The sequence below is a fragment of the Azohydromonas sediminis genome (assembly GCF_003574675.1).
GTDB lineage: Bacteria > Pseudomonadota > Gammaproteobacteria > Burkholderiales > Burkholderiaceae_C > Calidifontimicrobium > Calidifontimicrobium sediminis.
In genome coordinates, this window is sequence record NZ_QOAZ01000021.1 from 27,715 (window position 1) to 50,519 (window position 22,805).

The window sequence follows — 22,805 nt, forward strand, 5'->3', positions numbered from 1 at the left end:
GGCGCGCTGCGTTCAGTCGAGCAGCCGGTGGCGGCGCGCGAGCGCCACCAGCCGCTCGATCTCGCGGTCGGCGATGCCGTGGTGGCGCAGCGCCTGCGCGGTGCGCACCAGGTAGTCGAGCGTCGTGCCGTAGCGCCCGCGCGCCTCGCGCAGGATCTCGACGAGCGCGTCGTCGGCGAGCGGGCCGGTGTAGCTCGGGCTGCGCCGGCTGAGCGTGAACGCCAGCGCGCGCACCGGACCCTGCGGCGTGCGGCACTCGAGCCAGCGCGGCTCGTAGACGCCGGTGGGCATCTCGCGCGCCCACAGCCGCTCGAGTTCGTCGTGCGCGCGGTGGGCGTCGATGCGGTAGACCAGGCCGCGGCACGCGCCGCCCGACAGCAGCGCGAACACCAGCCCCGGGCGCTCGGGCGTGCCGCGGTTGATGCGCGAGACCATGCGCAGCGCGCGGTGATAGCCGTGCACGAACGCCGGGCGCTGCTCGTCGGGCTCGAACTCGGGGCGCCAGATCAGCGACGCGTAGCCGAACACCCACAGGTCGCCGCGCCCGCCCCACTGCGCGCGCACGTGGTGCAGCAGGTGCTGCGGGTCGCGATGGACGGTGGGTGGCTGGGGGGTCATCGGAACCGGGACGCGTCTGGCAATGATCTCAGCGCGCGAGCCTGCGTTTGCGTGCACAGCGTTTGACGATGTAACTCGGTTACCACAGAATCGCCACACCGGTTACAGGCGGCCGCCGGCCGCCGTGCCGCGCCTCCGGAGAGCCCCCGATGCGAGCCGCCGTTGCCGAGATCACCGAGCGCATCCGCACCCGCAGCGCGCCCACGCGGCGCGCGTACCTCGAGCGCGTCGAGCGGCTGATCGCCCGCCCGCGCGGCAGCGACCGCCTCGGCTGCGCGAACGTCGCGCACGCGTTCGCGGCGCTGCCCGCGGCCGACAAGCTGCGCGTCGTCGCCGAGCGCGCGCCGCACCTGGCGGTGGTCACCGCATACAACGACATGCTGTCGGCCCACCAGCCGTACGAGGGCTTCCCGGCCGTGCTGCGCGACGAGGCGCGCCGCCAGGGTGCCACGCTGCAGGTCGCCGGCGGCGTGCCGGCGATGTGCGACGGCGTCACGCAGGGCACGCCGGGGATGGAGCTGAGCCTGTTTTCGCGCGACACGATCGCGATGGCCACCGCCGTCGCGCTGACGCACGACGTGTTCGACGGCGCGCTGCTGCTCGGCGTGTGCGACAAGATCGTGCCGGGGCTGCTGATCGGCGCGTTGCACTTCGGCCACCTGCCGTGCGTGTTCGTGCCGGCCGGGCCGATGAGTTCGGGCCTGGCCAACAGCGAGAAGGCCCGGGTGCGCGAGCTCGCCGCGCAGGGGCTCGTCGGCCGCGACCAGCTGCTCGAGGCCGAGTCGGCGGCCTACCACGGCCCGGGCACCTGCACCTTCTACGGCACCGCCAACAGCAACCAGATGCTGCTCGAGGCGATGGGTCTGCACGTGCCGGGCAGCGCGTTCGTGCACCCCCACGCCGCAATGCGCGAGGCGCTGACGCGCGAGGCGGTGCGCACGCTGCTCGGCATCACGGCGCGCACGCCGCGCTTCGCGCCGATCGGGCGGCTCGTCGACGAGCGCTGCATCGTCAACGCGATGGTCGCGCTGCTGGCCACCGGCGGCTCGACGAACCACCTGATCCACTGGGTCGCGGTTGCGCGCGCGGCGGGCATCGTGATCGACTGGACCGACTTCGCCGACCTGTCGGCCGCGGTGCCGCTGCTGGCGCGCGTCTACCCCAACGGCAGCGCCGACGTGAACCAGTTCCAGGCCGCCGGCGGTCCCGGCTTCGTGCTGCGCGAGCTGCTCGACGCCGGCTGCCTGCACGCCGACGTGATGACGGTGGCCGAGGGCGGCCTCGCCGCCTACGGCCGCGTGCCCGCGCTCGACGGCGACGCACTGCGCTGGCAGCCGCTGCCGGCCGCGAGCGGCGACGAGACGATCGTGCGCCCGGCCGCGCGGCCGTTCTCGGAGACGGGTGGGCTGCGGCTGCTGATAGGCAACCTCGGCCGCGCGGTGATCAAGACCTCGGCCGTGCCCGACGACCGCCACGTCGTCGAGGCGCCGGCGCGCGTGTTCGCGTCGCAGGAGGCGATGCAGGCGGCGTTCAAGGCCGGCGAGCTCAAGCGCGACGTCGTCGTCGTCGTGCGCTTCCAGGGGCCGGCGGCCAACGGCATGCCCGAGCTGCACAAGCTCATGCCGCCGCTTTCGGTGCTGCAGGGCAAGGGGTTCCGCGTCGCGCTCGTCACTGACGGGCGCATGAGCGGTGCGTCGGGCAAGGTGCCGGCGGCGATCCACGTGACGCCCGAGGCGCTGCACGGCGGGCCGCTCGCGAAGCTGCGCGACGGCGACCGCGTCCGCGTCGACGCGGTGGCCGGCACGCTCGACGCCCTCGTCGATGCCGCCGAGTGGGCGGCGCGCACACCGGCCACGATCGACCCCGCGCAGGCCGACGACCACGCGCACGGCCTCGGGCGCGAGCTGTTCGCCGGCATGCGCCGGCTCGTCACCAGCGCCGAGCAGGGCGCCTGCACGTGGCTGCCCGCCTGAGCACGGGGCCGATGGACCCGCTCGAGCTCGCCGGCCACGGCCCGGTGATTCCCGTCATCGTGCTGCAGCGCGTCGCCGACGCGGTGCCGCTGGCGCGTGCGCTCGTGGCCGGCGGCGTGCGCGTGCTCGAGGTGACGCTGCGCACGCCGGCGGCGCTGGCGTGCATCGAGGCGATCGCGCGCGAGGTGCCCGACGCGATCGTCGGTGCCGGCACGGTGCGCAGCGCCGCCGACGCGCGCGCGGCGCGCGATGCCGGCGCACGCTTTGCCGTCAGCCCCGGCTACACCGGCGAGGTCGGCGCCGCGTGCCGCGACGCGGGCCTGCCGCTGCTGCCCGGCGTGGCCACCGCGAGCGAGGTGATGCGCGCGCAGGCCGACGGCTACTCGTTCCTCAAGTTCTTCCCCGCGACCGCGGCCGGCGGCATCCCGATGCTGCGGGCGCTGTCCGGCCCGTTTCCCGACGTCGCGTTCTGCCCGACCGGCGGCATCACGGCCGAGACGGCGCCGCAGTTCCTCGTGCTGTCCAACGTGCGGGTCGTCGGCGGCTCGTGGCTGACGCCGGCCGACGCGCTGGACGCCGGCGACTGGCCGCGCATCACGGCACTCGCGCGCGAGGCGGCGGCGCTGCGCGGTTGACGCGCCGCGCGCTCAGCGCGCGTCGGCCATCGCCTCGCCCATGCGGATCGGGCGGCCCGGCGCCCACTGCGGGTTGAACGCGAGCGGCCCCGGCGGCAGCAGCACCACGACGGTCGAGCCGAGCAGGAAGCGGCCCATCTCGTCGCCCTGGCGCAGCCGCGGCGCGTCGTCGCCGTAGGTCCAGCGCCGCACGGTGCCCGGGCGCGGCGGGTTGACGACGCCGTGCCAGACGGTGGCCATGCTGCCGACGACCGTCGCGCCGACCAGCACCATCACGAACGGCCCCGTCGCGCCGTCGAAAACGCACACGACGCGCTCGTTGCGAGCGAACAGCCCCGGCAGCGCGCGCGCCGTCGTCGGGTTGACCGAGTACAGCGACCCCGGCACGTGCGTCATCGCCCGCAGCCGGCCGTCGGCCGGCATGTGGATGCGGTGGTAGTCCTTCGGGCTCAGGTACAGCGTCGCGAAGTGGCCGCCGTGGAAGCGCCGCGCCAGCGCGGCGTCGCCGCCGAGCAGCGCGGTGGCGGTGTAGTCGTGGCCCTTGGCCTGCACGAGGCGCTCGCCGTCGAGCGCGCCGAACTGGCTGATCGCGCCGTCGACCGGGCAGATCCACGCTGCATCGGCGAGTGGCCGCACGCCGGGCTTCAGCGCGCGCGTGAAGAACGCGTTGAACGTGCGGTACGCCGCCGCATCCGGCTCGGCCGCCTCGGTCAGGTCGACGCCGTAGCGGCGCACGAACCAGCGGATCACGGCCGTCGTCGCCGCGCCGGCCTCGGCGTCGGCCAGGCGGCCCATCAGTCGCGTGAGCGCGAGCTTGGGCAGCAGGTGCTGGGCGAGAACGGCGAGGCGGTCGGACATCGCGGGCAGTCGGTGGGGTGCGCGCGGCGCGCAACGCCGCCGCCGGCAAGGCCGCGCAGTGTATCGGCGCGCCGATGCACCGCCACCGGCGCCGCGGCCGCGCACCGACAATGCCCGCATGGGACGCAGCGGCGCCGTCGTCGGGGTCGCGCTGCTCGCCGCGGCGCTGGGTGCGCTCTGGCTGGCCGGCGAGTACCGGCGCGACCTGCGCGAGCAGCACGCCCGCGTGGCCAGCGGCAGCCGCGTCGTCGCGACCGCCTGCGGGGCGGTCGAGGTCGCCGAGGCCGGCCCCGCCGACGGCGCACCGCTGCTCGTGATCCACGGCAGCGGCGGCGGCTTCGACCAGGGGCTCACGCTCGGCGCCGACTACGCCGCGCTGGGCTATCGCGTGATCGCGCCGTCGCGCTTCGGCTACCTGCGCACGCCGATGCCCGCTGACCCCTCGGGCGAGCACCAGGCCGACCACCTCGCGTGCCTGCTCGACGCGCTCGGGGTGCGCGCGGCGGCCGTGATGGGCGTGTCGGCCGGCGCCGTTTCGGCGCTGCACTTCGCGCTGCGCCACCCGCAGCGCACGCGCGCACTGGTGCTGATGGTGCCCGCCGTCTACCGCCCCGACCCGGCGGTGCCGATGCCCCACTGGGCGCTGGCCGCGCTCGACGCCGTGATCGGCGCCGACGCCCCGTTTTGGCTGCTCGCGCGCTTCGCGCCCGACGTCGTGCGCCGCCTCGTGCTCGCGACGCCGCCGGCCGTCTACCACGCCGCCGATGCCAACGAGCGAGGCCGCGCCGACACCGTGCTGCACCAGATCCTGCCGGTCAGCGCGCGGCGCCTGGGCCTGCTCAACGACTCGCGGCTGACCACCGGCGCCGCGCGCGTCGCGCTCGAGGCGATCGGTGCGCCGACGCTGGCCATCAGCGCGCGTGACGACGGCTTCGGTACCTTCGAGTCGGCGCGCTACAGCGCGGCGCACATCCCCGGCGCGCGCTTCGTCGGCTTCGAGCGCGGCGGCCACCTGCTGCTGGGCCACCAGCGCGAGGTCGTCGCTGCCGTGCACGCGCTGCTGCGCGCCGCCGACGACAATGCCAACCCATGAGCCCTTCCCCGAGCGACCTCACGTTCGACCACCTCGTGATCGGTGCCGGCACCGCCGGCTGCCTGCTCGCCAACCGGCTGAGCGCCGACCCCGCCAAGCGTGTGCTGCTGCTCGAAGCCGGCGGCAAGGACGACTATCCCTGGATCCACATCCCGGTCGGCTACCTGTACTGCATCGGCAACCCGCGCACCGACTGGTGTTACCACACCGAGCCCGACGCCGGGCTCAACGGCCGCCGGCTGCGCTACCCGCGCGGGCGCACGCTGGGCGGCTGCTCGAGCATCAACGGCATGATCTACATGCGCGGCCAGCGGCGCGACTACGACGGCTGGGCCGCGCTGACGGGCGACGACGCGTGGACGTGGGCGAACTGCCTGCCCGACTTCGTCGCGCACGAAGACCACTGGCGGCTCGATGCCGGCGGCGACGGCGAGCGCGACCCCGCGTTCGCCGCGCTGCACGGCCACGGCCGCCGCGGCAGCACCGGCGAGTGGCGCGTCGACCGCCAGCGGCTGCGCTGGGACGTGCTCGACGCCTTCGCGCTCGCGGCGCAGCAGGCGGGCATCCCGCCCACGCGCGACTTCAACGGCGGCGACAACGAGGGCGTCGCCTACTTCGAGGTCAACCAGAAGGGGGGCTGGCGCTGGAACGCGGCGAAGGCCTTCCTGCGCCCGGTGCGGCACCGCAAGAACCTCACCGTGTGGACTGGCGCGCGCGTGCCGCACCTGCTGCTCGAGCGCGACGCCGACGGCGCGCTGCGCTGCACCGGCGCACGCGTCGTGCGCGACGGCCACGCGGTCGAGGTGCGTGCGCGCGGCGAAGTTATCCTCGCGGCCGGCAGCATCGGCTCGGTGCAGATCCTGCAGCTGTCGGGCATCGGGCCGGCACCGCTGCTGCAGTCGCTGGGCATCGCCGTCGCGCACGATCTGCCCGGCGTCGGTGAGAACCTGCAGGACCACCTGCAGATCCGCGCGGTCTACAAGGTGCACGGCGCGCGCACGCTCAACACGCTGGCGCACTCGGGGTGGGGCAAGGTGCGCATGGCGCTCGAGTACGCGCTGTGGCGCACCGGCCCGCTGAGCATGTCGCCGAGCCAGCTCGGTGCCTTCACGCGCAGCGACGCGCAGCAGCCGTGGCCCAACATCGAGTACCACGTGCAGCCGCTGTCGCTCGATGCGTTCGGCGAGCCGCTGCACCGCTTCGACGCGATCACCGCGAGCGTGTGCAACCTGAACCCGACCAGCCGCGGCCACGTGCGCATCAAGACGCCGCGCTTCGAGGACGCGCCGGCGATCGCGCCGAACTACCTGAGCACCGACGCCGACCGGCGCGTGGCCGCCGACAGCCTGCGAGTGACGCGGCGCATCGTCGCGCAGCCGGCGATGCAGCGCTTTCGCCCCGAGGAGTTCAGGCCGGGCGTGCAGTACCAGAGCGACGACGAGCTCGCGCGGCTGGCCGGCGACATCGCGAGCACGATCTTCCACCCGGTGGGCACGACGCGCATGGGCCGCGCCGACGACCCGCTGGCCGTCGTCGATCCGCACCTGCGCGTGCGCGGCGTGCGTGCGCTGCGCGTCGTCGACGCCGGCGTGATGCCCACGATCACGAGCGGCAACACCAACAGCCCGACGCTGATGATCGCCGAGAAGGCCGCGCGCTGGATCGCCGCCGGCGTCTGACGGCCACCGCCGTCAGACCCGCGCGGCGTGCGCGGCCCTTGCCGCCTCGAGCGCGTGCCGCCACGCCAGCGCGCCTGAGACGATGCAGGCGGCGGTGTCGAGCCCCGGCGCGCGCAGCACGTCGGCCGGTGTCGGCGCCGCGGGTCAGTGGCATGGCGCCGGGCCGAGCTGCAGCCGCGCGACCGCGGCGGCCAGATGCGCGCGCACGCGCCGCGCCGCGCGCGCGAGTGCCGGCAGCGTGCGCGCCGCGACGGCGGTGGGCTCGGCGCGCAGGCATTGCAGCCGCGCGGCAGCCAGCGCCTCGACGACGACGCGGCCGCTGCCCAGCGCGACCTCGTCGCCGGCGTCCAGTACGGTGTCGGCCGCGTCGCGCTCATGCGTGAGCCACAGGCGGCCGCACAGCACGCGCAGGCGCTGGCGCGCGGCGCGGTCGACGACCAGCAGCTGGCCGGCGCCGAGTTCGATCGTGTCCATCGCGTTCTCCATTCGTTGCGTGCATCGGTGAGTGACGCACGCAGGCATTCAACGACGAAGACATCGGCGCCGACAAACGAAAAGAATGCAGTTGATGCATGCGTCTCGTGCATGTATCGTCCGGCGATGCCGACCCGATCCGCTCCCCGCGGCCGACGCACGCGCCCGATCGCGCTCGCTTCGCTGCGCGGCTTCGAGGCCGCCGCGCGGCGGCTGTCGTTCACCGCGGCGGCGCACGAGCTGCACCTGACGCAGTCGTCGATCAGCCGCCAGGTCGCGGCGCTCGAGCGCCAGGTCGGCACGGCGCTGTTCGTGCGCAAGACGCGCGCGCTCGAGCTCACGGCCGCCGGCGCCGCGCTGCAGCGCGCGGTGCAGCAGGCGCTCGCGTCGATCGACCAGTGCGTCGGCGAGATCCGCGGCGTCGGCCATGCGCGCCGCGTCACGCTGACGACCTACGCGTCGTTCGCGTCGCTGTGGCTGGTGCCGCGGCTGGCCGGGTTCCAGCGCGCGCACCCCGACATCGAGATCCGCCTCGACGCGTCGGACCGCGTCGTCGACCTGCGCGCCGAAGACGTCGACCTCGCGATCCGCTGGGTGCCGCACGAGCGCACGCCGCCGGGTGCGACGCTGCTCGTCGACGACGTCGTCGCCCCTGCGCTCAGCCCGCGCCTGCTCGAGCAGGCCGCGGTGCACGCGCCGGCCGACCTCGCGCGCTGGCCGCTGCTCGACCTCGACGACAGCGTCGCCGGGGCGCGGCGGCTGGGCTGGGCGTCGTGGTTCGCGTTCGCCGGCGCCGGCGTCGTCGCACCGCGCGCGGGCCGGCTCGTGTTCTCGTTCGTCGACCAGGCGGTGCAGGCCGCGATCCGCGGCCAGGGCGTCGCACTGGTGCGCTCGCCGTTCCTGCAGGACTGCGTGGCCAGCGGCGACCTCGTGATGCCGCTGCCGCAGCTGCGCATGCCCGCGGGCTTTCGCCATGTGCTGGTGGTCAACCCGGCGACGGCGCGGCGCGCGCACGTCGAAGCCTTCGTCGCGTGGCTGCACGCGCAGTTCCAGCAGGCACCGCGGCTGGCCGATTGACGCCGCCGGGACGCGGCGCCGGCGTTGCCTATCATCCGGCCATGGTGCGCCTCGACTCGAACGCCGACGCCCGCGACGCATGGATGTCGCTGCCACGCCTGGCGCCCTGGCGGGCCGTCACGGGCTGGCTCGCCGGCTGGTGGCGCGTGATCCACCTCGGCGCGGTGCTGCTCGTGCTCGCGCTGTCGCCGTCGAGTTACGCGGCGCGCCACCGGCCGCAGATGGCGCGCCAGCTCGTGCTCGGCACCGCGCCGACGCTGGCGTGGTTCACGCTGCTGTCGGCGTTCCTGAGCGTCGTGCTGATCCGCATCGTGATCGTCACGGCGCAAAGCTACGGCCTGTCGCAGTACGCGCTCGAGATGGTCGTGCGCGTGCTCGTGCTCGAGCTGATCCCGCTGGCCGGTGCGCTGTTCGTCGCGCTGCGCTACAGCCTGCCGGCCGGCGCCGAGCTGGTGGGGCTGCGCCGGCGCCTGGGCCTGGACACGGCGGCGATACGTTCGCGCGCGATGCTGGTTGGCGAGCTGCTGCCGCGCGTGGCGGCCGGCGTGTTCGCGGTGCTGATGCTGGCTGCCGTCAGCTGCGTCGTCGCGCTCGTGATCGCGTACGTGTCGATCCACGGCCTGACACCGTGGGCGCTGGCGGGCTACACGCGTACGGTGGGTCACATCTTCAACCCGCCAGTGGTGCTGATCTTCAGCCTGAAGACGCTCGCCTTCAGCCTGACGGTCGCGCTGATCCCGATCGCCTCGGCGGTGTACGACGCTCCGCCGGGCGCCTCGCGCACGCGCGTCGAGCTGCGCGCGCTGGTGCGCATGTTCGTGCTGCTGCTGCTCGTCGAGATCGCTTCGCTGATGGGCAACTATTACTGACGACGCGATGCTGCCCGCGCCCGACAGCCCTGCGCCGCCGACGCCGGCGCGCGACGCGCGGCTTGAGCTCAAGGCCACGCTGCTGCTGGTCGCGCTCGCGCTGCTGCTGGTCGCCTCGGTGACGTACCTGCTGTACGCGCGCGGCGCGTTCGAGCGCACGCAGGAGCTGGTGCTCGTCGCCGACGACTCCGAGGGCGTCAGCGTCGGCATGGACATGACGTTCTCGGGCTTCGCGATCGGGCGCGTGCGCCGCATCGCGCTGGCCGAAGACGGCAGCGTGCGCATCGTCGTCGACGTGCCGGTGCGCGACGCGAAGTGGCTGCGCGAGTCGAGCGTGTTCGTGCTGGTGCGTAACCTCGTCGGCGGCACCAGCCTGCGCGCCTACAGCGGCGTGCTGAGCGACCCGCCGCTGCCGCCGGGTGCCGAGCGGCGCGTGCTGCTCGGCGACGCCACCGCCGAGATCCCGCAGCTCGTGCGCGACGCGCGCGACCTGATCGCCAACCTGAGGGCGCTGACGGCCGCCGACGCGCCGCTGGCCGGCACGCTGGCACAGGCGCAGCGCTTCGCCGAGCGGCTCAACGCGCCCGGCGGTGCGCTCGGGGCCGTCGTTGGCGACGAGCAGCAGGCGCGCCGGCTCGTGAGCCGTCTGGAGGGCGCCGTCGCGCGCACCGACACGCTGATCGCGCGCATCGACGGCGTCGTCGCGCGCGCCGACGCGCGCGTGCTCGGCGACGGCGGCGTGCTCGCCGACGTGCAGGCCGGCGTCGTCGAGCTGCGCGCGCTGCTCGCCGACGCGCGCGCGAGTGTCGAGAAGGTCAACGCCGTGCTCGACGAGACGAAGGGCATCGCCGGCAACGTGCGCGCGGCCACCGTCGACCTCGACGCGCTGCGCGCCGAGGTCGAGGCGACGCTGCGCCGCATCGACCACCTGATCGGCGAGGTCAACCGCCGCTGGCCGTTCGCGCGCGACACCGAGGTGAAGCTGCCATGAGCGGCCGCGCGGTGTCGGCGCTCGTCATCGCCGTGGCACTGGCCGGCTGCGCTGGCACGCCGCCGCCCGACTGGGCCGCCGACGCGAAGGGCGCGCTCGACCGCGCCGTGGCCGCGGCGCTCGAGGGCCACGCGCGCGTCGAGGCGGTCGAGTTCGAGCGCGCCCGCACGCAGGTCGCGCGCACCGGACGGCCCGAGTTGCTCGCGCGCGTCGAGCTGATGCGCTGCGCCGCGCACGCGGCGCGGCTCGACGTGGGGCCGTGCCCGGGCTTCGACGCGCTGCGCGCCGACGCGACGGCGGCCGACCGCGCGTATGCCGACTATCTCGCTGGCCGCCTGGAGCCGGCCGATGCCGCGCGGCTGCCCGAGCACCACCGCCGCGCCGCAGCGGGCGACACGAAGGCGCCGATGGCCACCGGCGACCCGCTGGGCCGCCTCGTGGCCGCGGCCGTGCTGCTGCAGTCGGGACGAGCGACGCACGAGGTCGTCGCGCAGGCCGTCGACGCCGCGTCGTCGCAGGGCTGGCGGCGCGCGCTGCTGGCCTGGCTGCACGTGCAGCGCAGGCAGGCCGAGCGCGCCGGCGACGCGGCCGAGGCGGCACGCATCCAGCGCCGCATCGACGTCGCCGGCGGCACGCGCTGAGGGCTGCGCCGCCGGCGGCTCAGCGCGACATCCAGCGTGCGAGGTCGGCGCCCTGGGGTGTCCCGTCGTGCGCGAGCCCGTCGGCCACGCCGCGCCGGTCGGCGGCGTCGCGGTTCTGGCTGAGCTTGAACTTGCCTTCGAGCCGCGTCACCGCGATTTCGATGCCGACGATCGCGCGCAGCATCTGCGCGATGTAGTCGGGCGGCGCGTCGGACACGGCCCACGGCTGCGCGCGCGCCGCCTCGTGCGTGTCGGCCAGCCGCGTGACGAGCGCGTGCAGCCACGCCGCGTCGTCGACGGCGCGCAGCGGCCCATGTGCGTGCACGACGGCGTAGTTCCACGTCGGCACGACCTTGTGCGTGACGGCCTTGCTCGGGTACCACGACGGCGTCACGTAGGCCTGCGGGCCATGGAAGATGGCGAGCACGTCGCGGCCGTCCGCGGTGCGCCACAGCGGGTTGGTGCGCGCGACGTGGCCGCGCAGCCACCCGTGCGGCGCCTCGGGCGACGCGGCCGGGTCGTACAGCAGCGGGATCGGGTCGGCGTCGAGCGCGCCGTCGTGCCGGTGCACCAGCGTGGCCAGCGGGTGCGCGCGCATCAGCGTGGCCAGCGCCGCGGGCTCGTCGGTGGCGAAGTGCGCGGGCCGGTACATGTCAGGGGTCCACGTCGAGCATGTGGCACACGTCGCCGATGGGCCTTGCGCCTTCAAGCGACCGCCGCGGATCCGGCTCGGCCGGTCCGCTGGCGGTGCCCCCTCCCCGGGAGGGGGCGCGCGAAGCGCGTAGGGGGAGGTTCACGCGTCGCGCTGGATCAGCTCGATCTTGTAGCCGTCGGGGTCGGTGATGAACGCGATCACCGTCGTGCCGCCCTTGACCGGCCCCGGCTCGCGCGTGATCGCGCCGCCGTACTGCGCGGCCTTCTCGCGCAGCGCCGCGCAGGACGCGTAGACGTCGTCGACGCCGATCGCGATGTGGCCGTAGGCGGTGCCCATCTCGTAGCGGTCGACGCCGTAGTTGTAGGTCAGCTCGATCTCGGCCTGCTCGGGGTTCGCGGCGTAGCCGACGAACGCGAGGTCGTAGTTTTGGTCGGGCCGGCGCGTCGTGCGCAGCAGCTTCATGCCCAGGACCTGGGTGTAGAAGTCGATCGAACGCTGCAGGTTGCCGACGCGCAGCATCGTGTGGAGCAGTCTCATCGTCGTGGGGCCGGCGGGCGCCGGCGACGGGGGGTTGCGATGCCGTCAGCGTACCGCGTCGTGCGCCCCGCTGCAGCGCCGCCGGCGTTCGGCCCTAGGACATCCCGTAGCCCGCCAGCACCGCGACGCCCAGCAGCGCGAACACCGCCGCCGCGATGCGGTGCACCCACGCCACCGGCACCACCTTGACCGCGCGGTCGCCGAGCAGCACCGCCGGCACGTTGGCGATCATCATTCCCAGCGTGGTGCCGGCGGTGACGGCGACGAGCTGGTCGTACTTCGCGGCCAGCATCACGGTGGCGACCTGCGTCTTGTCGCCCATCTCGGCGACGAAGAAGGCCACCACCGTCAGCGCGAACACGCCGAGTCGCCCCTGGCCGCGGCCTTCGACCTCGCCGGCGTCGTCGGGCACCAGCAGCCACACCGCGACGGCGAGGAACGACAGCCCGAGCCCCCAGCGCATCCACTGCGGGTCGATCGTGCGCGCGAGCCAGGCGCCTAGCGCGGCCGCGGCCGCGTGATTGAGCAGCGTGGCCACGAGGATGCCGGCGATGATCGGCAGCGGCTTGCGGTAGCGCGCGGCCAGCAGCAGCGCGAGCAGCTGCGTCTTGTCGCCGACCTCGCCGAGCGCGACGACGCCGGTGGAGACGAAGAAGGCTTCGAGCAAGGAGGCGGACGCAGGCGGGCCGGGGACCGCGGCGCGGCTCAGGCCGGCGGCATCGTGTAGTTCAGCGTCATGCGCCCGCCGTCGACGAGCACCGTCTCGCCGGTGACGTAGCTCGCCGCATCGCTGAGCAGGAACGCGACGACGTCGGCCACCTCGCGCGGCTCGCCCAGACGGCGCATCGGCGTGCGGCTCATGATGCGCGCCTTGGCCTCGTCGCTGGTCAGCACGGCGTTCTTCGCCAGCTCGGTGGCGATCGTGCCGGGCGCGACGCCGTTGACGCGGATGCCGTGGTCGACGAGCGCCAGCGCCATCGCGCGCGTGAGCTGGTCGATGCCGCCCTTGCTCGCGTTGTAGCTGGCGATCGTCGGGATCGCCAGGCGCCCGTTGACCGAGCTCATCTGCACGATCGCGCCGCCGCTGCCCTGCGCGACCATCTGGCGCGCGACCGCCTGGCCGACGAGGAACGCGCCCTTGAGGTTCACGCCGATCACCGCGTCCCAGTCGGCCTCGGTGATCTCGAGAAACGGCGCCGCGCGGAAGATGCCGGCGTTGCTGACCAAGCCGTCGATGCGTCCGAACGCGGCCAGCGTCGCGGCCAGCGCCGCGTCGACGTCGGCCTTGCGCGCGACGTCGCAGTGCACGTAGTGCGTGCGTGCGCCTTGCTGGCTCAGCGACTGCGCGAGCGCGCGGCCGGCGTCGTCGGCGACGTCCCACAGCGAGACGGCGGCACCGTCGTCGACGAGCCGGCGCACACAGGCCTCGCCGATGCCCTGCGCGGCGCCGGTGACGACGACGACGCGGCCGTCGAGCCCGAAGCGGATCGCCGTCATGCGCCCTCCTTGCGGCGGTCGCGGTCGAGCCACGCGGCCATGCCCTGCGCGTTGAGTTCGATGTCCATTGCCAGCAGCGCCTCGATCTCGGTGGCGGGGCGCCGGCAGCCGTGGTCGTCCAGGCTGTTGACGTACAGCGCCGCGAGCGCGGCCTTCAGCCGCGCGTGGCGGTCGTCGGCGTCGCGCAGCCGCTGCCCGATCGCGACCATCTCGCGCAGCAGGCCGAGCCCGAGCGCGCCGAGCCGCTGCACGTCGTCCACGCGCCCATAGTGCGTCAGGTACATGCACGCCGGATCACGCGCGAGCAGGCGGCCGATCGAGTGTTCGAGCGCGTCGGGTTCGAACTGCACCGGCGTCGACGTCGGCAGGATCCACGCGCGGCCGTCGACGTCGAACTCGCGGTAGCTCAGCCCGAACGTGTCGCCGGTGAACCAGCCGCGGCTGGCGGCGTCCCAGACGCAGTGGTGGTGGCGCGCGTGGCCCGGCGTGTCGATGAACGCGAGTGGCCGCCCGGCCAGCTCGACCGTCATGCCGTCGTCGGTCGCGCGTACGCGCTCGGCCGGCACCGGCACGATCTCGCCGTACGAGCGCACCATCTCGTCGGCGCCGTAGACGGCGGTCGCGCCAGCCCACAGCGCCGAAGGATCGATCATGTGCCGCGCGCCGCGCGGGTGCACGAGCATCGTCGCGCGCGGCAGCTCGCGCATCAGCGAGCCGGCGCCGCCGGCGTGGTCCAGGTGCACGTGCGTCGGGATCACGTAGTCGACCGCGTCGCGCGCGATGCCCAGCGCGTCGAGCGCACCGAGCAGGCGCGGCAGCGCGAAGTGCGTGCCGGTGTCGACGAACGCGGCGCGCCCGCGCTCGACGATCAGGTACGCGGCGTCGAAGCGCGCGCGGTGGAAGCCGGTGTCGATCGCGTGGATGCCGTGGCCCAGCGGCTCGATCCAGGCGGGAAGGGTGGCCGTCATGCGCGGCATTCTAGGCAGCGCCTTGCCGCGGCCCGCGCGTTCAGCGCAGCGCGTCGACGAACTGCTCGTGCCCGACGATGCCGATCTTCGCGACGCCCACGCGCTGCGCGCTCGCGAGCACGGCGGCGACGTGCTCGTAGGCCACGTCCTTGCTCGGGCGCACGTGGACCTCGGGTGGGTCGGGGTCGGCGGCCACGCGCTTGAGCCGCGCTTCGAGCTCGGCGCGGCCGGCGAGCACCTCGCCGCTCCAGCCGAGCGTGCCGTCGGCCTCGATGTCGATGCGCACCGGCGCACGCGGCGGCGCCGGCGGCTGCGTCGCGGGCACCGGCATCGCCATCTTCACCGCGTGCGTCTGGATCGGGACCGTGATGATCAGCATGATCAGCAGCACCAGCATCACGTCGATCAGCGGCGTGGTGTTGATGTCGACCATCGGCTCGTCGTCGTCGCGCTGGGGTCCGGGCGGGATCGCCATCGCCTGGCTCCTGTCGTCAGCGCGCCGCGGCCCGCGCCGGCGGCTCGGTCAGGAAGCCGACCTTGCGGATGCCCGCGCGCTGGCACGCGAGCACGAGGCGGCCGACCGCCTCGTAGCGCGCCTGCGCGTCGCCGCGGATGTGCACCTCGGGCTGCGGGGTCTTCACGGCCTCGGCCTTCAGCCGCTCGACGAGCGTCGCGACGTCGGGCACGTATTCGGTACCCCAGAACATCGCGCCGTCGCGGTTGACGGCGAGCACGATCGTCGGCGGCGGGCTCTGTGCCGGCGTCGTGCGTTCCTTCGGCAGCTCGAGCGGGATCGACGCGGTGACGACGGGGATCGTGATCAGGAAGATGATCAGCAGCACGAGCATCACGTCGACCAGCGGCGTCGTGTTGATCGTCGTGTTCAGCGCGTCGTCGTCGCCGTCGGCGCCGGGCAGCGGGATGGCCATCGCGGTGCGTCCGTGCGGGGTTCAGGGCCTGGCCGCGAGCAGCACCTGCTGCAGGTCGGCGCCGAAGGCGCGCACCTTCTCCATCGCGACCTTGTTGCGCCGCACGAGCGCGTTGTAGCCGATGACGGCCGGCACCGCGACGGCCAGCCCGATCGCGGTCATGATCAGCGCCTCGCCGACCGGGCCGGCGACCTTGTCGATCGACGCCTGGCCCGACACGCCGATGGCCACCAGCGCGTGGTAGATGCCCCACACGGTGCCGAACAGGCCGACGAAGGGCGCCGTCGAGCCGACGGTGGCCAGCAGCGCCAGGCCGTCTTGCAGCCGCAGCTGCACCGCGTCGACGGCGCGCTGCACGCTCGTCGCGATCCACGTCGGCCGGTCGACGTTCGCCACCAGCGTGCCGGCCTGCGCCTCGCTGGCCTTCAGGCCCTGCTCGGCGATGAAGCGCAGCGCGCTGTCGGCCGGCAGTGCGCGCGCGGCGTCGGCCAGCGTCGGCGCGCGCCAGAACGACGGCTGCGCCGCCGCGGCGTGCGCCATCAGCCGGCGCTGCTCGACGAGCTTGACGACGATGACCCACCAGCTGCCCACCGACATCGCGAGCAGCACGAGCAGCGTCGCCTTCGCGACCCAGTCGCCCTGCGCCCACAGCGCCTGCAGGCCGTACGGGTTGTCGACGACGACGCTGTCGGGCAGTGGCGGCGGGGGCAGCGGCGCGGTGGCGGTGGCGGGCGCCATCTGCGCGCGCGCGGCGGGCGGCCATGCGGCGATCGACACGGTCAGTGCCAGCAGCAGCGCGGCCGCGGCGGCGCGCACGGTCTTCGACAGGGGCATGCTTTCTCCAGGGGTTCCGGTCACGGTCATTTCGGCATCACGAAAAGGATCGGTCACTCCAGCCGCCACGCGTACTCGACGACCGACGTCGCACCGACCGGCTGGCCGTCTTCGTCGACGCCGGGCTGGAAGCGGCACGCGCTCAGCGCGTCGACGGCGGTGCGGTCGAGCAGGCGGTGCTCGCGCGAGGTGCCCGACGCGCGCTCGATCTCGGCCTTCACGACGGCACCGCTGGCGTCGATCGTGAAGCGGATGCGCGTGACGCCTTCGACGTTGGCGCGGCGTGCGGCGGCCGGGTAGTCGGGCCGCGCGCAGCTGGCGAAGTCGATGCGCGCGGGCCGAGCCGCCGGCTTGGCCGGCGCGGCCGCGGCGGACGGCGGCGCCGGCGGCGGCAGCACGGCCGGCGGCGGCGCGACCGTCACCGGCGCCGCGGGCGGCGGCTCGGGCGTCGCGGTGAATGCCGGTGCCGGGGCCGGCACCGTGACTTCGGGTGGCGGCACGAACGACGGCGGCGCCGGCGGTGGGGGTGGCGCCACCGCGGCGCGCGGCGGCGGTGGCGGGCGCTGCGGCGCCGGTGGTGGCGGGGGCGGCGGAGGTGGTGGTGGGGGCGGGCGCACGTCGTCGACGATGCGCGTCTCGATCGGGCGCACGACGACCTCGACCACCTGGCGCGCGAGGCCGCTGACCAACGCCCAGCCCAGCAGCACGTGCAGCAGCACGACGACGGCCCCCCCGACGAGGTGGCGCATCGGCAGTCGCGGCGGCTCGCTGTAGTTCACGCCGACATTGTCGGTGCCGCGCCGCCGTGTCGCCGGCCGCGGGCTACAGTGCGCGCAAGCCGCCGTCCGACAATGTGCGCCAACTACCAGCCCGTCACTGCGCAGGACCGCCTGCTCGCGCACTTCGGCGCGCAGCGCCCGCGCGACGAGGTGCCGCCCGAGGTCTATCCGGGCGGCTTCGCGCCGTTCGTCGTGCGCGCGCGCGACCGCGCCGAACTGGCCCGCGATGCGCGGCTCGGCCTGTTCGGTCTGGTGCCGCACTGGGCGCGGGACCTCGCGTTCGGCCGGCGCACCTACAACGCGCGCAGCGAGACGGTGCACGAGAAGCCGAGCTTTCGCGACGCGTGGCGCCAGGGCCGGCGCTGCATCGTGCCGGCGGAAGCCGTCTACGAGCCGAACTGGGAAAGCGGCAAGGCGGTGCGCTGGCGCATCGCGCGGCGCGACGGGCTGCCGATGGGCATCGCCGGGCTGTGGGGCTGGTGGCGCGCGCCCGACGGCCGCGAGTGGCTGAGCTTCACGATGCTCACCGTCAACGCCGACGGCCACGCCGTGTTCGGCCGCATGCACCGCCCGGGCGAGGAGAAGCGCATGGTCGCGATCCTCGACGAGGCCGACCACGACCGCTGGCTCGACGGCGACGTGGACAGCGCGCGTGCGCTGCTCGTGCCGTACCCGGCCGAGCGGCTGGTCGCCGAGCCGGCGCCGCGACCGCCCGCGCCGCCACGGCGCTGATCACCAGCGCGGGCGGGTCAGCTCGTCGAGGATCTCGAGGTAGATGCGGTAGCGCGATGCGGCGATCTCGCCGCGCTCGACCGCCGCGCGCACGCCGCAGCCCGGCTCCTCGCGGTGCGTGCAGTTGTAGAAGCGGCACGCGTGCACGTGCGCGCGCAGGTCGGGCATCAGCGCCGGCAGGCGCTGCGCGTCGATGTGGCGCAGGCCGAATTCCTGGAATCCCGGCGAGTCGATCAGCGCCGCGCGCTTCGCCTCGTCGAGCCAGTACCAGGTGGTGGCGGTCGTCGTGTGGCGACCCGAGTGCAGCGCGCGCGAGATCTCGCCGACCTGCGCCTGCGCGCTCGGCACGAGCAGGTTCACCAGCGTGCTCTTGCCGCTGCCGCTGGGGCCGAGCAACAGCGTCGCGCCGTCGGCCAGCAGCGGCGCCAGCCGCGCGCGTGCCTCGTCGGGGCGCGCCTTCAGCGCGACCTCGAGCACCGGCACGCCCATGCGCGCGTACGGCGCGAGCCGCTCGCGTGCCGCGTCGGCGGCCGGCAGGTCGGTCTTGTTGAGCAGCACGGTGGCCGGCACGTCGGCGTCCTCGGCGGCGACGAGCGCGCGCGCGAGCTGCGACTCGCTGAACATCGGCTCGCCGGCCACCAGCACGAGCAGGCGGTCGACGTTGGCCGCGAACGACTTGGTGCGCCACTCGTCCTGGCGGAACAGCAGGTTGCGCCGCGGCTCGATCGCCTCGACGACGCCTTCGTCGCCGCTGGCCTGCCAGCGCACGAGGTCGCCGACGACGCACTCGCTCTTCTTGCCGCGCGGGTGGCCGATCAGGCGCCGGCCCTCGGGCGTCTCGAGCACGACGTGGCGCCCGTGCCCGGCGACGACGCGGGCGATGTCGAGTTCGGCCGGCGCGCCCAAGCCTTCGCGTCAGTCGGTGAGCAGCGCGTCGACGCGCGCCGCGCAGATGAAGTCGTTGATCGAGATGCCGCCGACCGAGTGCGTATTGAAGCGCACCGTGCAGCGGTCGTAGCTCACCCGCAGGTCGGGGTGGTGGTCCTCGCGGTGCGCGATCCACGCCAGCGCGTTCACGAAGGCCATCGTGCGGTGGAAGTCGTCGAAGCGGAACGTCTTCTCGATCGCGCCGTCGACGAGCGCCCAGCCGGGCACGCGCGCCAGGTGCGCGCTGATCTGCACGTCGGTCATCGGCGGCTGGCCTTCGAGCGGCTCGCAGTGCTGGGTCTTCAGGACGTTCATGTCGGCTGCGGCAGGGGCGTGGAGGGGGTGTGCGCGGCCAGCGCCGCCAGGCGCTCGGACGCGGGCGGGTGCGAGTAGTAGAAGCGCACGTACAGCGGGTCGGGCGTCAGCGTCGACGCGTTGTCGGCGTGCAGCTTCAGCAGCGCGCTGGCCAGCTCGCGCCCGTCGGCGTGCGCGCAGGCGAACGCGTCGGCCTCGAACTCGTGCCGTCGCGACAGCGCCGCGGCCAGCGGCGCGAGCAGGAACGCGAACGGCGGCAGCGCGAGCGAGAACAGCAGCAGCGCGAGCGCGTCGTTCGGCGCGCCCAGGTTCGGCTCGACGCCGAGCCCCAGATAGAACCACGGCTGCGCCGCGAGCGCGCCGAGCAGCGCGAGCGCGGCCAGGCTCACGGCGAACATCAGCGCCATGCGCTGCAGCACGTGGCGGCGCTTGTAGTGGCCCAGCTCGTGCGCGAGCACGGCCTCGACCTCGCCCGGCGTCAGCTTGGCCAGCAGCGTGTCGAAGAAGACGACGCGCTTGGACGCGCCCAGGCCGGTGAAGTACGCGTTGCCGTGTGCCGAGCGGCGGCTGCCGTCCATCACGAACAGGCCCTTCGCCGCGAAGCCGCAGCGCTGCATCAGCGCGCGCACGCGCGCGGCGAGCGCCTCGTCGGTGAGAGGTTCGAAGCGGTTAAACAGCGGCGCGATGACGGTCGGGTACAGCACCAGGATGAGCAGCTGGAAGCCGACCCACACACCCCAGGCCCACAGCCACCACCAGCCCCCCGAGGCGGCCATGATCCACAGCACGAGCGCGGCCAGCGGCAGGCCGATCACCGCCGCCACGAGCAGGCCCTTGACGGTGTCGGCCACGTACAGCCGCCACGTCATGCGGTTGAAGCCGTAGCGCTGCTCGAGGCCGAAGATGCGCCACAGTTCGAACGGCAGGTCGAGCACACCGGCGATCAGTGCGAACGCCGCCAGCAGCGCGAGCTGGTAGGCCAGGTCGCCGAAGCGCGGCTGCACGACGTCGCGCACCGCGACGTTGAGTGCGTCGAGTCCGCCGAGCAGCGTCCAGCCGAGCACGACGGCGGTCGCGAACGCGGTGGCCAGCACGCCGAAGCGCGCGCGAGCGACGGTGTAGTCGGCGGCCTTGCGGTGCGCCTCGAGCGTGACCGAGCCGGCGAACGGTGCCGGCACGGCGTCGCGGTGGCGCGCGACGTGGCGGATCTGCCGGGTCGCCAGCCACAGGCGCAGCGAGAACGACAGCGCCACCGCGGCGGCGAAGACGAGCGAGAGGACCGTCGGCAGCGAAGAGGGGGATTCGGACATGCCGTCAGTGTAGGGCTGCGACAATGCCCGAGCGGCGGCCCCACCGGACGCGCCGCGCCGACGAAGATTGACGAAAGACACGCATGACCGACGGCTCCCCGCTGCCGCCCTCCGAGCAGAACCTGATCTGGATCGACCTCGAGATGACGGGGCTCGACACCGAGCGCGACCGCATCATCGAGATCGCCGTCGTCGTCACCGACGCGCAGGTCACGCAGCGCGTCGAGGGCCCGGTGCTCGCGATCCACCAGAGCGACGCCGTGCTCGACGCGATGGACGCGTGGAACAAGGGCACGCACGGCAAGTCCGGCCTGATCGACCGCGTCAAGGCCTCGACCGTCGACGAGGCCGCCGCCGAGGCGCAGGTGCTCGCGTGGCTCGCGCAGTACGTGCCGGCGGGCAAGAGCCCGATGTGCGGCAACTCGATCTGCCAGGACCGGCGCTTCCTCGCGCGCTCGATGCCCAAGCTCGAGGCGTACTTCCACTACCGCAACCTCGACGTCAGCACGCTCAAAGAGCTCGCGCGCCGCTGGCAGCCGGGGCTGATGGACGGCTTCAAGAAGCAGCAGTCGCACACCGCGCTGGCCGACATCCACGAGTCGATCGACGAGCTGCTGTACTACCGGCAGCACTTTCTGCGCGCCTGAGCGTGCGCCGGCACGGATCCCGGCCGGCGGCTACAATGCGGCTCACGCCGCCGATCCCGACGGCGTTCGTTCATCCCCTCTGACCTGCGCCGGCGGCTCCGCCGGCGTCGCGCCCCCCGCCCGACGCGGGGGCCACCGGTCGGCGGCGATGCCGTCGCTCGAGCCGGTGTGTCTCGCAGGTCGCGTTCCCGCGCGGCCGTGCTGCCTGCCCCCCGTTCTTCTCGCGACCTGACCCCGCGGCGCCTCGCGCGCTGCCGGTGCGGCCTGCGCCGTGCCGTGAATGAACTGGAAGGCAAGATGAGTTTCGACACCCTGGGCCTCGCGCCCGCCCTGGCCCGCGCCGTCGCCGACGCCGGCTACGAAAAACCCACCGACGTGCAGCAGCGCGCGATCCCGCCGGCGCTCGCAGGCCGCGACCTGCGCGTGTCGTCGAGCACCGGCAGCGGCAAGACGGCGAGCTTCGTGCTGCCGGCGCTGCAGCGCGTGCTCGCCGCGTGCGCCGCGGCGCCGAAGGGGCACCCGCAGGGCCCGCGAGGCGCCTGCGGAGCCCGTCCGGCGGGCCCGCGCATCCTCGTGCTCGCGCCGACGCGCGAGCTCGCGCAGCAAGTCGCCAAGGCCGTCGCGACCTACGGCCGCCACGTGCCCGGTCTGCGCGTGGCCACCGTGCTCGGCGGCGTGCCGTACGGCGCGCAGATCAAGGCGCTGCGCGGGCCGCTGGACGTGCTGATCGCCACGCCGGGGCGGCTGATCGACCACGTGCAAAGCGGCAAGTGCACGCTCGACGCGGTTGAGATGCTCGTGCTCGACGAGGCCGACCGCATGCTCGACATGGGCTTCATCGACGACATCCGCTTCATCGCCGGCTGCACGCCCAAGGCGCGCCAGACCGTGATGTACAGCGCCACGTTCGCCGGCCACGTCGGGCGCCTGGCGGGCGAGCTGCTGCGTGAGCCGCTGGCCATCGAGGTCGCGTCGCATACCGACACCCACGAGCACATCGAGCAGCGCCTGCATTGGGCTGACCACGGCGCGCACAAGGACGCGCTGCTCGACCGCCTGCTCGCCGGCCGCGAGGTCGAGCAGGCGGTCGTGTTCACGAGCACGCAGCGCGACGCCGACCAGCTCGCCGACCGCCTGGCCGCCATCGGCCATCGCGTCGCGTCGCTGCACGGCGGCATGCCGCAGGGCCGGCGCAACCGCGTGCTCGACGGGCTGCGCCGCGGGCAGCTGCGCGTGCTCGTGGCCACCGACGTCGCCGCGCGCGGCATCGACGTGCCGACGATCAGCCACGTCATCAACTACGGCCTGCCGATGAAGGCGGAGGATTACGTGCACCGCATCGGCCGCACCGGCCGCGCCGGCCGTGCCGGTTTGGCCGTGACGCTGGCCGAGGCGCGCGACGCCGGCATGATCCACCGCATCCAGCGCTTCACGACGCAGGCCATCCCGGTGGCGACGCTGCCGGGGCTGGAGCCCCAGCGCGCGATGCCGTCGCTGCGACCGGCGCACCCGTCGAGGGGCCACCGCCCTGGCGCGGCGCACCGTGCGGCGCTCGCGCAGCCCCGCCGCGAGGGGGCCCGTGCCGATGCGCCGGCGCATCGCGCTGATCGCGGCGACCGCGGCGACGCGCGCTTCGACGACCGCCGCGCGCGGCGCCACGCCGGCATGGCGCGGGGCGCGGACGGGCGTTCCGGCGCGCCGCGCGGCGAATTCCGCCCGCGCGCGGGTCGGTCGGCGCCGCCACGCCGCGGTTGAACGGCGGCGGTC

At 74.3% G+C, this 22,805-nt stretch carries 26 protein-coding genes; 11 read left to right on the forward strand and 15 right to left on the reverse strand.

The features are described from left to right. Positions 1 to 12 precede the first annotated feature (12 nt). Positions 13 to 618 carry a gamma-glutamylcyclotransferase gene (locus DRV96_RS11780; RefSeq protein ID WP_119291254.1) on the reverse strand — a complete coding sequence of 202 codons (606 nt, stop codon included), beginning with the start codon at positions 616 to 618 and terminating at the stop codon, positions 13 to 15. 149 nt (positions 619 to 767) lie between these two features. Between DRV96_RS11780 and edd the strand changes: the two genes are divergently transcribed. Continuing rightward, positions 768 to 2,591, forward strand: a complete 1,824-nt coding sequence (edd, locus tag DRV96_RS11785; RefSeq protein WP_119291256.1) for a phosphogluconate dehydratase — start codon at positions 768 to 770, stop codon at positions 2,589 to 2,591. A gap of 11 nt (positions 2,592 to 2,602) precedes the next feature. Then, complete coding sequence (gene eda, locus DRV96_RS11790) at positions 2,603 to 3,226, forward strand: bifunctional 4-hydroxy-2-oxoglutarate aldolase/2-dehydro-3-deoxy-phosphogluconate aldolase (protein ID WP_119291258.1); 624 nt, start codon at positions 2,603 to 2,605, stop codon at positions 3,224 to 3,226. Between the two features lie 12 nt (positions 3,227 to 3,238). Here eda and asd read toward each other — a convergent pair whose 3' ends face one another. Beyond that, positions 3,239 to 4,084: an archaetidylserine decarboxylase gene (gene asd, locus DRV96_RS11795; RefSeq protein ID WP_119291260.1), complete on the reverse strand. Its 846-nt coding sequence runs from the start codon at positions 4,082 to 4,084 to the stop codon at positions 3,239 to 3,241. Between the two features lie 118 nt (positions 4,085 to 4,202). On the opposite strand from asd, the gene DRV96_RS11800 reads away from it, so the two are divergent. Together DRV96_RS11800 and DRV96_RS11805 are read left to right on the forward strand one after the other, a co-directional pair. Next, positions 4,203 to 5,177: an alpha/beta fold hydrolase gene (locus DRV96_RS11800; protein WP_119291262.1), complete on the forward strand. Its 975-nt coding sequence runs from the start codon at positions 4,203 to 4,205 to the stop codon at positions 5,175 to 5,177. Next, positions 5,174 to 6,856, forward strand: a complete 1,683-nt coding sequence (locus DRV96_RS11805) for a GMC family oxidoreductase (RefSeq protein WP_119291264.1) — start codon at positions 5,174 to 5,176, stop codon at positions 6,854 to 6,856. Before DRV96_RS11800 ends, DRV96_RS11805 begins: the two co-directional genes overlap by 4 nt. A 144-nt stretch (positions 6,857 to 7,000) precedes the next feature. Here the strand turns inward: DRV96_RS11805 and DRV96_RS18075 are convergent, their stop codons facing one another. Next, on the reverse strand, positions 7,001 to 7,330 hold the full coding sequence (locus DRV96_RS18075; protein WP_162911028.1) for a DUF2917 domain-containing protein: 330 nt from the start codon (positions 7,328 to 7,330) through the stop codon (positions 7,001 to 7,003). A gap of 126 nt (positions 7,331 to 7,456) precedes the next feature. Here DRV96_RS18075 and DRV96_RS11810 point away from each other — a divergent pair, with 126 nt between their 5' ends. From DRV96_RS11810 to DRV96_RS11825, 4 genes are all read left to right on the forward strand, one after another. Beyond that, positions 7,457 to 8,407, forward strand: a complete 951-nt coding sequence (locus tag DRV96_RS11810; RefSeq protein WP_162911029.1) for a LysR substrate-binding domain-containing protein — start codon at positions 7,457 to 7,459, stop codon at positions 8,405 to 8,407. 83 nt (positions 8,408 to 8,490) lie between these two features. After that, complete coding sequence (locus DRV96_RS11815) at positions 8,491 to 9,276, forward strand: MlaE family ABC transporter permease (protein WP_119291330.1); 786 nt, start codon at positions 8,491 to 8,493, stop codon at positions 9,274 to 9,276. A gap of 7 nt (positions 9,277 to 9,283) precedes the next feature. After that, on the forward strand, positions 9,284 to 10,267 hold the full coding sequence (locus DRV96_RS11820) for an MlaD family protein (protein ID WP_119291268.1): 984 nt from the start codon (positions 9,284 to 9,286) through the stop codon (positions 10,265 to 10,267). Continuing rightward, a complete protein-coding gene (locus tag DRV96_RS11825) occupies positions 10,264 to 10,908 on the forward strand; it encodes a hypothetical protein (protein ID WP_119291270.1) in 645 nt (214 codons plus the stop codon). Before DRV96_RS11820 ends, DRV96_RS11825 begins: the two co-directional genes overlap by 4 nt. Before the next feature lie 19 nt (positions 10,909 to 10,927). Here the strand turns inward: DRV96_RS11825 and DRV96_RS11830 are convergent, their stop codons facing one another. The 9 genes from DRV96_RS11830 to DRV96_RS11870 form a co-directional block, all read right to left on the reverse strand. After that, on the reverse strand, positions 10,928 to 11,560 hold the full coding sequence (locus DRV96_RS11830; protein ID WP_119291272.1) for an FMN-binding negative transcriptional regulator: 633 nt from the start codon (positions 11,558 to 11,560) through the stop codon (positions 10,928 to 10,930). Positions 11,561 to 11,701: 141 nt separating this feature from the next. Further along, positions 11,702 to 12,100 (reverse strand): lactoylglutathione lyase, encoded by a 399-nt coding sequence (gene gloA, locus DRV96_RS11835; protein WP_119291274.1) that lies wholly within the window; start codon positions 12,098 to 12,100, stop codon positions 11,702 to 11,704. A 94-nt stretch (positions 12,101 to 12,194) separates the two neighbouring features. After that, the gene (locus tag DRV96_RS11840) at positions 12,195 to 12,767 is read right to left on the reverse strand and encodes a TMEM165/GDT1 family protein (RefSeq protein WP_119291276.1); all 573 of its coding nucleotides are present in this window, start codon (positions 12,765 to 12,767) and stop codon (positions 12,195 to 12,197) included. Between the two features lie 38 nt (positions 12,768 to 12,805). Then, entirely contained in the window at positions 12,806 to 13,597 is a 792-nt protein-coding gene (locus DRV96_RS11845; RefSeq protein ID WP_119291278.1) for an SDR family NAD(P)-dependent oxidoreductase, read from the reverse strand. Beyond that, positions 13,594 to 14,565, reverse strand: a complete 972-nt coding sequence (locus tag DRV96_RS11850; protein ID WP_119291280.1) for an MBL fold metallo-hydrolase — start codon at positions 14,563 to 14,565, stop codon at positions 13,594 to 13,596. Before DRV96_RS11850 ends, DRV96_RS11845 begins: the two co-directional genes overlap by 4 nt. Positions 14,566 to 14,605: 40 nt before the next feature. Further along, positions 14,606 to 15,040 carry an ExbD/TolR family protein gene (locus DRV96_RS11855; RefSeq protein ID WP_119291282.1) on the reverse strand — a complete coding sequence of 145 codons (435 nt, stop codon included), beginning with the start codon at positions 15,038 to 15,040 and terminating at the stop codon, positions 14,606 to 14,608. A gap of 16 nt (positions 15,041 to 15,056) precedes the next feature. Further along, on the reverse strand, positions 15,057 to 15,494 hold the full coding sequence (locus tag DRV96_RS11860; protein WP_119291284.1) for an ExbD/TolR family protein: 438 nt from the start codon (positions 15,492 to 15,494) through the stop codon (positions 15,057 to 15,059). Positions 15,495 to 15,515: 21 nt separating this feature from the next. Beyond that, on the reverse strand, positions 15,516 to 16,328 hold the full coding sequence (locus tag DRV96_RS11865) for a MotA/TolQ/ExbB proton channel family protein (protein ID WP_119291286.1): 813 nt from the start codon (positions 16,326 to 16,328) through the stop codon (positions 15,516 to 15,518). A 53-nt stretch (positions 16,329 to 16,381) separates the two neighbouring features. Then, entirely contained in the window at positions 16,382 to 17,107 is a 726-nt protein-coding gene (locus DRV96_RS11870) for an energy transducer TonB (protein ID WP_235823374.1), read from the reverse strand. A gap of 72 nt (positions 17,108 to 17,179) precedes the next feature. Here DRV96_RS11870 and DRV96_RS11875 point away from each other — a divergent pair, with 72 nt between their 5' ends. Then, complete coding sequence (locus tag DRV96_RS11875) at positions 17,180 to 17,839, forward strand: SOS response-associated peptidase (RefSeq protein ID WP_119291288.1); 660 nt, start codon at positions 17,180 to 17,182, stop codon at positions 17,837 to 17,839. On the opposite strand, the gene rsgA is transcribed toward DRV96_RS11875, so the two are convergent. The 3 genes from rsgA to DRV96_RS11890 are packed head-to-tail and all read right to left on the reverse strand — an operon-like array spanning position 17,840 to position 20,391. After that, complete coding sequence (rsgA, locus tag DRV96_RS11880; protein WP_119291289.1) at positions 17,840 to 18,745, reverse strand: ribosome small subunit-dependent GTPase A; 906 nt, start codon at positions 18,743 to 18,745, stop codon at positions 17,840 to 17,842. It abuts the gene before it with no gap. A gap of 9 nt (positions 18,746 to 18,754) precedes the next feature. After that, entirely contained in the window at positions 18,755 to 19,030 is a 276-nt protein-coding gene (locus DRV96_RS11885) for a 4a-hydroxytetrahydrobiopterin dehydratase (RefSeq protein WP_235823377.1), read from the reverse strand. A 47-nt stretch (positions 19,031 to 19,077) separates the two neighbouring features. Next, positions 19,078 to 20,391, reverse strand: coding sequence for a M48 family metallopeptidase (locus DRV96_RS11890; protein WP_119291293.1), 1,314 nt, complete (start codon positions 20,389 to 20,391; stop codon positions 19,078 to 19,080). 83 nt (positions 20,392 to 20,474) lie between these two features. Here DRV96_RS11890 and orn point away from each other — a divergent pair, with 83 nt between their 5' ends. Together orn and DRV96_RS11900 are read left to right on the forward strand one after the other, a co-directional pair. After that, the gene (gene orn / locus DRV96_RS11895; RefSeq protein ID WP_119291295.1) at positions 20,475 to 21,038 is read left to right on the forward strand and encodes an oligoribonuclease; all 564 of its coding nucleotides are present in this window, start codon (positions 20,475 to 20,477) and stop codon (positions 21,036 to 21,038) included. Between the two features lie 297 nt (positions 21,039 to 21,335). Next, entirely contained in the window at positions 21,336 to 22,793 is a 1,458-nt protein-coding gene (locus DRV96_RS11900; RefSeq protein ID WP_119291297.1) for a DEAD/DEAH box helicase, read from the forward strand. Positions 22,794 to 22,805 lie beyond the last annotated feature (12 nt).